This window comes from Streptomyces sp. NPDC058295 (assembly GCF_042880655.1).
Lineage (GTDB): Bacteria > Actinomycetota > Actinomycetes > Streptomycetales > Streptomycetaceae > Streptomyces > Streptomyces coriariae.
The window spans coordinates 20,875-32,343 of record NZ_JBHVYO010000044.1; the positions used below are offsets into that span (position 1 = coordinate 20,875).

12 protein-coding genes are annotated in these 11,469 nt (G+C 73.2%); 7 read left to right on the forward strand and 5 right to left on the reverse strand.

The window, feature by feature from the left end:
• Nucleotides 1–63 precede the first annotated feature (63 nt).
• Nucleotides 64–1,422, forward strand: coding sequence for an MFS transporter (locus tag ACFVYS_RS34475; protein ID WP_389508601.1), 1,359 nt, complete (start codon nt 64–66; stop codon nt 1,420–1,422).
• Nucleotides 1,423–1,487: 65 nt separating this feature from the next.
• On the opposite strand, the gene ACFVYS_RS34480 is transcribed toward ACFVYS_RS34475, so the two are convergent.
• Nucleotides 1,488–1,916 carry a VOC family protein gene (locus ACFVYS_RS34480; RefSeq protein WP_389508537.1) on the reverse strand — a complete coding sequence of 143 codons (429 nt, stop codon included), beginning with the start codon at nt 1,914–1,916 and terminating at the stop codon, nt 1,488–1,490.
• Between the two features lie 102 nt (nt 1,917–2,018).
• On the opposite strand from ACFVYS_RS34480, the gene ACFVYS_RS34485 reads away from it, so the two are divergent.
• Together ACFVYS_RS34485 and ACFVYS_RS34490 are read left to right on the forward strand one after the other, a co-directional pair.
• Nucleotides 2,019–2,924, forward strand: a complete 906-nt coding sequence (locus ACFVYS_RS34485; RefSeq protein WP_389508539.1) for a pseudouridine-5'-phosphate glycosidase — start codon at nt 2,019–2,021, stop codon at nt 2,922–2,924.
• A complete protein-coding gene (locus ACFVYS_RS34490) occupies nt 2,921–4,051 on the forward strand; it encodes a carbohydrate kinase family protein (RefSeq protein ID WP_389508541.1) in 1,131 nt (376 codons plus the stop codon). Before ACFVYS_RS34485 ends, ACFVYS_RS34490 begins: the two co-directional genes overlap by 4 nt.
• A 127-nt stretch (nt 4,052–4,178) precedes the next feature.
• Here ACFVYS_RS34490 and ACFVYS_RS34495 read toward each other — a convergent pair whose 3' ends face one another.
• Nucleotides 4,179–4,973: a methyltransferase gene (locus ACFVYS_RS34495; protein WP_389508543.1), complete on the reverse strand. Its 795-nt coding sequence runs from the start codon at nt 4,971–4,973 to the stop codon at nt 4,179–4,181.
• Between the two features lie 282 nt (nt 4,974–5,255).
• Between ACFVYS_RS34495 and ACFVYS_RS34500 the strand changes: the two genes are divergently transcribed.
• Nucleotides 5,256–6,383 carry a magnesium and cobalt transport protein CorA gene (locus ACFVYS_RS34500; protein WP_389508545.1) on the forward strand — a complete coding sequence of 376 codons (1,128 nt, stop codon included), beginning with the start codon at nt 5,256–5,258 and terminating at the stop codon, nt 6,381–6,383.
• Between the two features lie 33 nt (nt 6,384–6,416).
• On the opposite strand, the gene ACFVYS_RS34505 is transcribed toward ACFVYS_RS34500, so the two are convergent.
• The gene (locus ACFVYS_RS34505) at nt 6,417–6,836 is read right to left on the reverse strand and encodes a CBS domain-containing protein (RefSeq protein ID WP_389508547.1); all 420 of its coding nucleotides are present in this window, start codon (nt 6,834–6,836) and stop codon (nt 6,417–6,419) included.
• Nucleotides 6,837–7,060: 224 nt separating this feature from the next.
• Entirely contained in the window at nt 7,061–7,702 is a 642-nt protein-coding gene (locus tag ACFVYS_RS34510; protein WP_389508549.1) for a uridine kinase, read from the reverse strand.
• A 124-nt stretch (nt 7,703–7,826) separates the two neighbouring features.
• On the opposite strand from ACFVYS_RS34510, the gene ACFVYS_RS34515 reads away from it, so the two are divergent.
• From ACFVYS_RS34515 to ACFVYS_RS34525, 3 genes are all read left to right on the forward strand, one after another.
• Complete coding sequence (locus tag ACFVYS_RS34515; RefSeq protein WP_389508551.1) at nt 7,827–8,540, forward strand: DUF2293 domain-containing protein; 714 nt, start codon at nt 7,827–7,829, stop codon at nt 8,538–8,540.
• Between the two features lie 141 nt (nt 8,541–8,681).
• The gene (locus tag ACFVYS_RS34520; RefSeq protein ID WP_389508553.1) at nt 8,682–9,161 is read left to right on the forward strand and encodes a DUF1772 domain-containing protein; all 480 of its coding nucleotides are present in this window, start codon (nt 8,682–8,684) and stop codon (nt 9,159–9,161) included.
• Between the two features lie 207 nt (nt 9,162–9,368).
• On the forward strand, nt 9,369–10,856 hold the full coding sequence (locus ACFVYS_RS34525) for a glutamate synthase subunit beta (RefSeq protein ID WP_389508603.1): 1,488 nt from the start codon (nt 9,369–9,371) through the stop codon (nt 10,854–10,856).
• 81 nt (nt 10,857–10,937) lie between these two features.
• On the opposite strand, the gene ACFVYS_RS34530 is transcribed toward ACFVYS_RS34525, so the two are convergent.
• Nucleotides 10,938–11,435 (reverse strand): carboxymuconolactone decarboxylase family protein, encoded by a 498-nt coding sequence (locus ACFVYS_RS34530; RefSeq protein ID WP_389508605.1) that lies wholly within the window; start codon nt 11,433–11,435, stop codon nt 10,938–10,940.
• Nucleotides 11,436–11,469: the final 34 nt, after the last annotated feature.

Sequence of the window (11,469 nt, forward strand, 5' to 3'; positions counted from 1 at the left end):
ACTGGGCCGGTGACCACATCCCCCCGCTCGTCGCCATGGCCGTGCGACGGTCCGGCGCGGGCCGTGACCGCCGTCGAGCGCGCAGCGGCCGCACCCGTCGACGCCGCTCTCCTGCCCGTGCTGCGGCGCCGCACGACCGGGGTGCTGGTCGCGAGCCAGATCCTCGGCGGGCTCGGCGTCGCCACCGGCATCGCACTGTCCGCCGTACTGGCCCGGCAGGTCAGCGGCAGCGAGGCGCTGTCCGGGCTCGCGCCCACCGCCACCGTCGCCGGTACGGCCGTGCTGTCCATGCCGATGGCCGCGCTGATGACCGCGCGCGGGCGCCGGCCGGGGCTGGTACTTGCCTATCTGGTGGGCGCCCTGGGCGCCTGTGTCGTCGTGGTGGCGGCGCGGGCCGGGAACTACCCGCTGCTGCTGTGCGGCATGGCCGCCTTCGGCGCCGCGTCCTCCGCGAACCTCCAGGCACGGTTCGCCGCCGCCGACCTGGCCGAGCCGCAACGGCGTGCCCGGGCCATCTCGAACGTGGTGTGGGCGACCACCATCGGCGCGGTCCTGGGCCCGAACATCGCCGCGCCCGCCGGCCGGAGCGTCGCCGGACTCGGCATACCCGCGGCGGCGGGCCCCTTCCTGTGGGCCGCCGGGATCTTCGTCATGGCCGGGGTCCTGGTGGCCGTCCGGCTGCGCCCCGACCCGCTGCTGACGGCCCGCGCGCTCGCACCGCAGGAGGAGCGGTCCGCGGAGGCCCGTTCCCTGCGCGCCGGTCTGGCGGCCGTCGCCGCCTCGCCGCGCGCGCGGCTCGCGCTCGTGACGGTGGCCGTGTCGCACACGGCGATGGTCTCGGTCATGTCGATGACCCCGTTGGACCTCACCCACCACGGCGCGAGCATCGATCTGATCGGGTTGGTCATCAGCGGGCACATCGCGGGCATGTACGCGTTCGCGCCGCTGATGGGACGCCTGGCGGACCGGGTGGGACGGCTTTCCGTGGCGGGCCTCGCGGCCGGGCTGCTGGCCGTCGCGATGTTCCTGGCGGGGACGGCGGGCGGCAGCCACGGGCAGACCGCCGCCGGGCTCTTCGTGCTCGGGCTGGGCTGGTCGGCCGGCCTCGTGTCGGGTTCCGCGCTGCTGACGGACTCGGTGCCGCAGTCCGCGCGCGCCGCCGCCCAGGGGATATCCGATCTCACCATGAACACCTCGGCGGGGTTCGGCGGAGCGATCGCGGGGCTGATCGTCGCGCAGGCGAGCTACGCGTGGCTCAACGCCGCCGCGGCGAGTCTGCTCGTCCCGCTGGCCGCCCTGGCGCTGTTCACCCGGACCGGCAACAGAAACGGGAACGGGAACAAGAACGGGAACGGGAAAGAAGACGAAGACAGGTCCGGGACGGCAGCGGAGGACAGCCCGCCGGGCGTACGACAGGCGTAGGTACGGCGGTCGGAGGTACGCCGGTCGTAGCCACGCCAGTGCGGGCCATATCAGTGGCGGCCAGGTCAGTCGTAGTGGCGTGCCTCGATGACGTTGCCGTCCGGGTCGCGGAAGTAGAAGCTGCGCCTGGCGTCGCCACGGGCGCCGAAGGAACCCTGCGAGACGTCCGACACGGGGACGGCGCGCTCCTCCAGGCGGGCCAGCAACGTGTCGAAGTCGCCCCGCGGCAGGGCGAGGCAGACGTGGTTCACGGGGTGCCCCGCGCTCTCGGCGGCGCCGGGGAGCATCTTCATCCGCTCGGCCATCGACAACGGCATGAGGTCGAGGAGGGCCTCCTCGTTGACCCGTACGGAAGGAAACGGTTCCTCTCCGGCGGCGAACTCGGCGAGCCGTACGGGCTCCAGGCCGACGGCCTTCTCGTAGAAGTGGGCGGCGGCGATCGGGTCGCGTACCCACAGGACGACGTGGTCGAGACGTGTGGTGTTGTCCGTCATACGTCCCAGGCTGGTGTCCTGCTCCACAGGCCGCAAGGGTTTGACCAAGCGCGGCGCCCGCCAGAGATGAGAGGAGACCGACGGACAGGAGGCGGGCGCGTGATGCTGGTGGTGTCGGAAGAGGTGCGGGACGCGGTCGACGCGCGTCGACCCGTGGTGGCCCTGGAGTCCACGATCATCTCGCACGGGCTGCCCCGCCCGCGCAACCTCCAGGTGGCGCTGGAGCTGGAGGCGGTCGTACGCGCGCAGGGCGCGGTACCGGCGACAATCGCCGTGCTGGACGGGCGGCCCCATGTGGGCCTGGACAAGGAGCAGTTGGAGCGGGTCGCCAACGAGGACGGCTTCCGCAAGCTGGGCCATCGCGACCTGCCGCTCGCCGTGGCCTCGGGGGCGAGCGGGGCGACCACCGTGTCGGCCACGGCGCTGCTGGCGGCACTCGCGGGGGTGCGGGTGTTCGCGACGGGCGGGCTCGGCGGGGTGCACCGGGAGTGGACGGTCACCCAGGACGAGTCGGCCGACCTGGGGCTGCTGGCGAGCACCCGGATCACGGTGGTGTGCGCGGGGGTGAAGTCGATCCTGGACGTGCCGGCGACCCTCCAGCGGCTGGAGACGCTGGGCGTCGCCGTCGCCGGGTACGACACCGAGCGCTTCCCGGGGTTCTACCTGTCCGACTCGGGGCACCCCGTGGACTGGACGGTGCGGACCCCGGAGCAGGTGGCCGACGTGATGCGGGCCCAGGACGCGCTCGGCGTTCCGGAGTCCGCGCTGATCGTCGCCAACCCGGTTCCCGAGGAGGAGCAGCTCGATCCCGAGCTGCACGCGCGGGTGCTCGCCGACGCGCTGCACGCGTGCGAGGAGGCCGGCGTCACCGGTCAGGGCGTCACACCGTTCCTGCTCGACTACCTGGTCCGGCACACCGACGGCGCGTCCCTGAGCGCCAATCTGGCTGCGGTGCGCGGCAATGTGCGGCTGGCGGCGCGGATCGCGACGGCATGGGCCGAGGCATGACCGCCCGCCCGGACGGGACGGACGGCGGTCACCGCGACCCCGGCGAGCCGATCCGGAATGCGGGACCGGGACCGGGACCGGGGCCAGGGCCAGGGCCGAACTCCGAGCCGGGATACCGGCCGGGATCGCGGCCGGGATCGAGCTCGGAGCCGGGTGGGAGGGCGGCCGGGGCTCTCTCGGCCGGCGGCTCGGGAGGCGGGGCGCTGCTGGTCGTCGGGGACGTGGTGACGGACGTCGTCGCCCGTCATCGCGGCCCGCTGGCCTCCGGTACGGACACGGCCTCAGTGATCCGGACCCTGCCGGGCGGGGCGGGCGCCAACGTGGCGTGCTGGGCGGCGCATTGGGGGTGCGCGGACGTACGGCTCCTCGGCCGGGTGGGCGCGGAGTCGGCGGCCTGGCACGAACGGGAGCTGACGGCCTGCGGGGTACGACCGCGGCTCGTCGTCGATCCGCAGGCGACCACCGGGACGGTGATCTGCCTGGTCGACACCGGTGCCGCGGCCGAGCGGACGTTCCTCACCGACAGCGGCGCGTCCCTGCGGCTCGACCCGGGCGACTGGTCGGACGCTCTCCTGGACGGGGTCGGCCGACTGCACCTGTCGGGCTACCTGCTGTTCTCGGAGTCCGGGCGCGCGCTGGTGGGCACGGCGTCGGCGGCGGCACGCGCGCGTGGGGTGCCGGTGAGTCTCGATCCGGCGTCGGCGGGCTTTCTGGCTGACCTGGGCGTCGACCGCTTCCTGTCCCTCGTCGAGGGGGTGGACGTGCTGCTGCCGAGCCGTGCGGAGGCCTGTCTGCTGACCGGACTGCCCGACGGGGCGGGCGCCGCCGCCGCGCTGAGCCGTCTGGTCCCGCTGGTGGTGTCCAAGGAGGGGGCCGACGGCGCCCTGGTGGCCCGTGACGGCACGGTGCTCGTCCGCGTCCCCGCCGCTCCGGCGACGCCTCTGGACACCACGGGCGCCGGCGACGCCTTCACCGGAGCCTTCCTCGCCGCGCTGCTCGCGGGCGCCGACGCGGGGGCCGCGGCGGCCGAGGGGTGCCGGGCGGGGGCCCGGGCGGTGGAACGGGTGGGCGGCAGACCCCCCGCGCGGGGCGACGGCGCGGCGGCATACCGCGCCCACGCAGGCTGAGGGCACCACGCCGAGCGGGCTCCCACCGCCGACGTGCTCCGCCCCTCCTGCCACCGACCCGCCTACCGCCGACCCTCCTACCGCCGACGCCGTCTCCCGCTCGCGCCCCACCTACCCGCTCACGTCGCTAGTCCTTGCGTCCCCACGCCGAGATCAACGGCGCCGTGGCCAGGTCCATGCCGCCCGAGGCGACGTTCGCCAGGTGCCGGTCGATGTCCTCGTCGGTCGCGAGGCCCGCTTCGACGAGTCGGCCGCGGATCTGCCGGACCGTCGCGGACTCCAGGGCCGCACAGCCGGGTGAGGTGACGGGGAAGTAGGCGTCGGCCTCGACCCGGTGCATCCCTGCCTCGCGGAGCAGCCGCGGGAGCTTACGGCCGTAGGAGAGGTCGGCGCCCCGGCCGGCCAGGAGCTTGCGGAAGCCGTGCCGCAGGCGGTTCGCCAGCTGCTGGTCGGGGCCGTGTTCGTCGGGGCAGATCAGGGGCTGGAGGGCGGGGTCCCCGTCCTCGATCAGGAGCCGCCCGCCCGGTCGCAGTGACTTGACCATCGAGCGCAACGCCCGCTCCCGGTCCGGCACATGGACCAGCACGAGCCGGGCGTGCACCAGGTCGAAGCCCTCCATCGGCGGTTCCTCGGTACCGAGGTCGTGGACGCGGACCTCGACCGGTGGGCGGGCGACCGGCGTCAGCAGGGAGGTGTCGATGTCGGTCGCGAGGACCTTGCCCGTCGGACCGACCTTCTTCGCCAGCCAGGAGACCACGGAGGTGCCGCCGGCGCCGGCCTCCCAGCAGCGCCAGCCGGGTCCGACCCCGAACGCCTCGAAGTGGCGGAACGTCGTGGCGTCGAAGAGGGCGGCGAAGGCGTCGAAGCGTTCCCCCGCCTCGGGCTGCCGGTTGTCGAGGAGGTACCCGTCGGATCGCGTCATGCGCCGATCATCCCAGTTGTCCCGCTCGCCGGAGGTCGTCGACGCGGCCGGGACGGGAGTACGGAACAGCCCGCCCGGATGCGGTCGGCGACGCCGGGAACCCGCGGCGGGAAGCGGCGGGCACCGGTCTCGCGAGGGGGCCGGGGCATCCGTCGTCCACAGGCGGGAACAAAGCGGAACCGGCCCTGTCCACAGGCTTACCCTCGGCATACGCGGGCCTGGCAGACTGGCGCGCCAGGGCTCGGGAACGCGGCCCGCGGAGAGACACGCAAGGAGACCCAGATGACCATGGCGGGGAATCTGCGGAAGGTCACCGGCCTCGGAGGGGTCGGCGGCCTGCGCAGGGTGGCGCGGCTGGCCCGGCGACGGCCGCGGGTCGACCTGAGTCACCCCGCGCGGTCCCCGCTGGGCTCCTCGGTGGTGAACTGCGTGACGTACCGGGACGGCGTCCGCGCCCCGCGCGGCGGCGATCTGGTCGAGACGGTGGAACGGGTGCGCAAGCACGGTCACGGTTTCGTGTGGCTCGGCCTGCACGAGCCGACGAACGACGAGTTCGCGGGCATCGCCGAGCTCTTCGACCTGCATCCGCTGGCCGTCGAGGACGCCGTCGAGGCTCATCAGCGGCCGAAGGTCGAGCGGTACGGGGAGACCTTGTTCGCGGTGTTCAAGACGGTCTGCTACGTCGAGCACGAGGAGCTCACGGCCACCAGCGAGGTGGTCAACACCGGCGAGCTCATGGTGTTCGTCGGCCGGGACTTCGTGATCACGGTGCGCCACGGCCGGCACGGGTCGCTGGGCCCGCTGCGCGAGGAGCTGGAGTCCGACACGGCTCAGCTGGCCAAGGGGCCGTCCGCAGTGCTGCACGCGGTCGCGGACCATGTGGTGGACGACTACCTCAATGTCATCGACTCCGTGCAGGAGGACATCGACAGGGTCGAGACGGATGTCTTCGCGGCGAACGGCGCGCGGGCGGATCCGGGTCGCATCTACCAGCTCAAGCGTGAACTCCTCGAGCTGAAGCGGGCGGTGGTACCGCTCGGTCGTCCGCTCCTGGACCTCGCGGACCGGCCGGTGCGGGTGATCGATCCGGAGATACAGGCCTACTTCCGGGACGTCTCCGACCACCTGCTGCGCGCGACGGAGCAGATCGCCGCCTTCGACGAGCTGCTCAACTCGATCCTTCAGGCGCATCTGGCGCAGGTCACGGTCGCGCAGAACGAGGACATGCGGAAGATCACGGCCTGGGCCGCGGTGATCGCCGTGCCGACGATGGTCTGCGGGATGTACGGCATGAACTTCGACCACATGCCGGAGCTGCACTGGAGGTTCGGCTACCCCCTGGTCATCGGCGTGATATCCGTCGCCTGTTGGGTCCTGTACCGCGGCTTCCGGCGCAACGGCTGGCTCTGACCGGAGCGGCCACAGCTTTCGGTGCCGGACGGGTCAGGACCTGGCGTAGACGGTCTCGGCCCAGGCGGCGATCTGCTCCTCGGGCAGGTTCCGGGCGAGGTCGGCCTCGCTGATCATGCCCACCAGGCGCTTGTTCTCGATGACGGGCAGCCGGCGGATCCGGTGTTCCTGCATCTCGTGGAGCACCTCGCCGACGTCGGCGCCCGCGTCGATCCAGCGCGGTGTGCCCTGGGCCATCTCACCGGCGGTGACCTTGGCGGGGTCGTGCCCCATGGCCACGCAGCCGACGACGATGTCCCGGTCGGTGAGGATCCCGCAGAGCCGCTCGTTCTCGTCGCTGATGGGCAGCGCGCCGACGTTCAGTTCGCGCATCAGCTGGGCGGCGCGGTCGAGGGTCTCGTGGGCGGGGATCCACTGGGCGCCCCGGTGCATGATGTCTCCGGCGGTGGTCATCAGGTACCTCCCGGTGCCGGACGGCCGGCGCGGCGCGGGGAGGGGCACCGCTAGTCCCGGCGTCCTACATTCTTGCCGCGTGCCCTGACGCCCGCACCCGGAGCGCGGCTCGCCAAGCCCGACCCGCCCCACGGCACTCCGCCCCACGACACTCGGCCCGGCAACACCCACGACACCCCTGGCACCCCTGGCACCCCCGGCACCTCAGAGCGTCCGGCGCGGGATCAGCCGCCCCAGGCCGGATGCCGGGGGTCGTCCGCGCGGACGAGGACGTCCGCCGCGGCGGCCGGATCGGTCTCCTGGACGTATCGCTCGAAGGCGGGCAGCGTCCAGTGGTCGGCCTCGGGGGTGCGCCGGCGCAGGGCCGGCGGGGAGAGGAGGACGTGGACGGTCAGGTCGAAGGGGAACCAGTGCCGCAGCAGAAGGGGGCCGTGCAGCAGCAGGAAGCCGCCGGGCGGGAGCGGGACGTAGGGGCTGCGCGTCGCGCGGTCGCTGACGGGGTCCCGGAGATCGGGCAGGATCCGTCCGTCGCCGCCGGGTTCGAGGGGATCGAACACCTCGCGCCACAGGGCGCCGGTGTCGAACCAGCCGTCGTAGTAGGCGTCCACGTCCTGATGGCCGTACTCCAGGCGGAGGGAGGCGGGGCGCAGGAAGCCGTGCGTGTCCACGACCCGGGAGGGGCGGCCGCGGGTGCGCAGGGCCTCGGCGACCCGCTCGGCGAGGTCTCCGGGACGGGCCGCCGGCGCGCCGTCGAAGGCGATGCGTGGCCAACGGACGCCGTCGCCGGGCTTCAGGTCGAGCAGCCGCTCGGCGAGGAGGTCGCCGAGCCGTTCCCAGGTGATCGCTTCGAGTCGCACACGGCCCATGATGCGTCAGGCGCCGGTCCGGCCGCCTCGCCCCGGTGCGGCCCGAGCCCGTCGGCCGACGTCCCGCCCGCCCACGGGCCGGCGACCAGGTGCTGAGGCCTCCACCAGGGGGCATGAAGGCCCTATGGCAGCCGCAGCCCCCACCGCTTCCGCACCCCGCACCGGGTTTCTCGTCGTCCAGCCGGTCCGGCGCAAGCACTGCGCCGGGTGCCGTCGCGGGCCGCTGCCGATGCTGGTCCTGGAGGACGCCGCGCCGCGCTGCCTCGACTGCGCCGATCTCGGACACCTGGTGTTCCTGCCGCGCGGAGACGCGGCACTGACCCGCAGGTCGCGGGAGGAGAGCGGGCTGTCGGCGGTGGTGGTCCGCTTCAACCGGCGCAAGGGGCGTTACGAACGCCAGGGCGTCCTGGTCGAGGAGGCGGCGCTCACCCGGGCCGAGGAACGCTGCCTGGCGGACGCCGAGGCACGACAGCGGCGCCGGACCCGGGACGCACGGCGCCGGGCGGCACAGGACGAGCGCTTCGCGGAGACGTTCGCGGCGGAGATCCTGCGGCTGCTTCCCGGCTGCCCGGGAGACCGGGCGCGCGGGATCGCCGCCCACGCCTCCCTGCGGGGCAGTGGCCGGGTGGGACGCAGCGCCGCCGGTCGGGCGTTGTCCGAGGGGGCCGTGGTCTCCGCGGTCGTGGCGTCCGTACGGCATCTGGACACGCCGTACGACCGGTTGCTGATGGGCGGCGTGCCCCGGCACGAGGCGCGCCGGAGGATCGCCGCGGACGTGGAGGCCCGGATACGGATGTGGCGGGATGGAGGCGGTGGGACGGACGAGACGGTTCGGTAGCGCGAACGGCAGCCCGGTGGACGTCCGCGCATGTCCCCGCGCGTTTCGGCCATGGTCACCGATCATGAAACGGGATTTCACTTGAGGTGAGGGACGGACCCGGGCAGGATCTCCGCACTACGGGTGGGAGTTGACGTTGTCATGATCGATGGACCCTATGAGGTGCTCGCGATGGTGGGCACGGTGACCACGGGGCTGATGGCCGGGGTCTTCTGTGCCTTCTCGGTCCTGGTGATGCGGGGTCTCGCCGCGCTGCCGCCCGCGCAGGGCGTCGCGGCGATGAACGCGATCAACTCCTCGGCGATGACACCGGCGTTCATGGTCCTGTTCCTCGGTGCGGCGGCGGTGTGCGCGGTGATCGCCGTGGTGACCTTCGTGCTGTGGCCGGACGACGGGACGGTCCACCTGCTGCTGGGCAGCGCGCTGTACCTGTGCGGCGCGTTCGGGGTGACCGTGGCGGCAAACGTGCCGCGCAACGAGGCCCTGGCGAGACTGGAACCGGGCACGCCGGAGGCCGTCACGTACTGGCCGGTCTACCTGCGTCAGTGGACGCGGTGGAACCACGTGCGCGCGGTCGCGTCCGCGGCCTCGGCGGTCGTGTACGTCCTGGCTCTGGCCTGACCTGACCGGAGACGGACACGGGCAGGGGCAGAGACAAGGCCAGGGACGGGGACAGGGACGACAGGGACATTCGGCGGGGCACCGGGCGCCCACCCCGGAAACCGCTGTCCGCCACTCTGCGTGGGTGCCCTACGCGACGTATCGTGGCCGAAAGAGTGCCGCCCGATGACGCTCGGCCTGTCGTACGCGTACGCGAGGAAGACGCCCATGGCCGATCCCAAGGGATTCATGACCACGCCCCGCGAGGACTGGCCCCGGCGGCCGGTCGAGGAGCGGGTGCGGGACTGGGACGAGGTGTACGTCCCCGGGGCGCTGCTGCCCATCGTCAGCAAGCAGGCCGACCGCTGTATGGACTGCGGCATCCCGTTCTGCCACGAGGCCTGTCCGCTCGGCAACCTGATCCCCGAGTGGAACGACCTGGTGTCCCGGGAGAACTGGCGGGCGGCGAGCGACCGACTGCACGCGACGAACAACTTCCCCGAGTTCACCGGCCGGTTGTGCCCGGCGCCGTGCGAGGCCGGGTGCGTCCTCGCCATCAACCAGCCGGCCGTCACCATCAAGAACGTCGAGGCCGCCATCGCCGACCGGGCCTGGGCGGACGGTCTCACGCCGCCGCGCCCCCCGGACCGGCTGTCCGGCAAGACGGTCGCGGTGATCGGCTCCGGACCCACCGGGCTGGCCGCGGCACAGCAGTTGACCCGGGCCGGGCACACGGTCGCCGTCTACGAGAAGGACGACCGGATCGGCGGACTGATGCGGTACGGGATCCCCTCCTTCAAGATGGAGAAGCACCACCTGGAGCGGCGGATCGAGCAGATGCGGGCCGAGGGCACGAAGTTCCGCACCTCGACGACCATCGGGCGGGACGTCATGGCCGCGGATCTACGGGTCCGCTACGACGCCGTGGTGATCGCCACCGGGGCGACCGAATGGCGTGAACTGCACGTACCGGGGCGGGAGTTGACCGGCATACAGCAGGCGATGGAGTATCTTCCGCTGGCCAACCGGGTGGGCGAGGGGGACCTGGAGTCCTCCCCGATGTCCGCCGCCGGAAAGCATGTCGTCATCGTCGGCGGCGGCGACACGGGCGCCGACTGTCTGGGCACGGCGGTGCGCGACGGCGCCGCGTCCGTGACCCAGCTGGACATCTACGCGCAGCCCGGTCCTGAGCGCGACGAGGACACCGACCCCTGGCCGACGTATCCGAAGATCTACCGGCTCTCGGCGGCGCACGAGGAGGCGCGCGATCTGGAGTCCGCGCCGGCGGCGGACGCGGACGCGCGGCTGTTCGCGGCGTCCACGCTCCGCTTCACCGGCGACGAAACCGGGCACGTCCGGGCGCTGCACCTCGTCGAGGTCGACGCGCGACGCAGGCCGGTGGAGGGCACCGCGCGGGCACTCCCCGCCGACCTCGTGCTGCTGGCCCTGGGCTTCTCCGGACCCGACCGGGAGGACGGGCTCGTCGAGCAGCTGGGGCTGACGCTGGAGCCGCGCGGCACGATCGCGCGGGACGTCGACTTCGCGACGAACGTGCCCGGCGTGTTCGCCGCGGGGGACGCGGCGCGCGGGCAGTCGCTGATCGTGTGGGCCATCGCGGAGGGGCGGGCGGTGGCGTCGGCCGTCGACCGCCATCTGACGGGGAGTTCACTGCTGCCGGCGCCGATCGGCCCGTACGACCGCCCCATGAGCAGCTAGACCCCGGGACGTCCAGGACAGGACACCCGCGTACGGGGCAGCCGGGACCGCGAGCCCGGGGCGGCAGCCGGCCGGATCGTCTCAGCGGCGCTCGTCCGTCCCGGCCACCTTGCCCGTCGCCAGGGCCACCCGGTTCCAGGTGTTGATCGTGCAGATCAGGGCCAGCACCTGGGCCAGTTCCCGCTCGTCGAAGCGGGCGGCGGCCTCGGCGTAGACATCGTCCGGAACGCCGCGGTCGGCCACCAGCGTGACGGCCTCCGTGAGTGCCAGGGCCGCCTGCTCCTTCTCGGTGAAGAAGTGGCGGGCCTCGCGCCAGACGGGGACCATGTGCAGCCGCTCCTCGCTCTCGCCGGCCTTGCGGGCGTCGCTCGTGTGCATGTGGAGGCAGTACGCGCAGTGGTTGAGGTGCGAGGCGCGGATCTGGATCAGTTCGACGAGCGCCGGGTCGATGCCCTCGCGGGCGGCGGCGTCGAAGCCGATGAGGGCGCGGAACGCCTTGCCCGCGGTCTTCCCGAAGTCGAGGCGGGACCGTCCGGCCACCGTCGCCGCCGTGCCGGTACCCGCGTCGTTCGTCGTCATGCCATGTGTCATGTCCCTCAACCTACGGGCCGCA

What these genes read in the sequence shown, in the direction of transcription:
- ACFVYS_RS34480 (WP_389508537.1), bottom strand. Translation starts at nt 1,916, where the DNA reads ATGACGGACAACACCACACGTCTCGACCACGTCGTCCTGTGGGTACGC.
- ACFVYS_RS34485 (WP_389508539.1), top strand. Translation starts at nt 2,019, where the DNA reads ATGCTGGTGGTGTCGGAAGAGGTGCGGGACGCGGTCGACGCGCGTCGA.
- ACFVYS_RS34490 (WP_389508541.1), top strand. Translation starts at nt 2,921, where the DNA reads ATGACCGCCCGCCCGGACGGGACGGACGGCGGTCACCGCGACCCCGGC.
- ACFVYS_RS34495 (WP_389508543.1), bottom strand. Translation starts at nt 4,973, where the DNA reads ATGACGCGATCCGACGGGTACCTCCTCGACAACCGGCAGCCCGAGGCG.
- ACFVYS_RS34500 (WP_389508545.1), top strand. Translation starts at nt 5,256, where the DNA reads ATGACCATGGCGGGGAATCTGCGGAAGGTCACCGGCCTCGGAGGGGTC.
- ACFVYS_RS34505 (WP_389508547.1), bottom strand. Translation starts at nt 6,836, where the DNA reads ATGACCACCGCCGGAGACATCATGCACCGGGGCGCCCAGTGGATCCCC.
- ACFVYS_RS34510 (WP_389508549.1), bottom strand. Translation starts at nt 7,702, where the DNA reads ATGGGCCGTGTGCGACTCGAAGCGATCACCTGGGAACGGCTCGGCGAC.
- ACFVYS_RS34515 (WP_389508551.1), top strand. Translation starts at nt 7,827, where the DNA reads ATGGCAGCCGCAGCCCCCACCGCTTCCGCACCCCGCACCGGGTTTCTC.
- ACFVYS_RS34520 (WP_389508553.1), top strand. Translation starts at nt 8,682, where the DNA reads ATGATCGATGGACCCTATGAGGTGCTCGCGATGGTGGGCACGGTGACC.
- ACFVYS_RS34525 (WP_389508603.1), top strand. Translation starts at nt 9,369, where the DNA reads ATGGCCGATCCCAAGGGATTCATGACCACGCCCCGCGAGGACTGGCCC.
- ACFVYS_RS34530 (WP_389508605.1), bottom strand. Translation starts at nt 11,435, where the DNA reads ATGACGACGAACGACGCGGGTACCGGCACGGCGGCGACGGTGGCCGGA.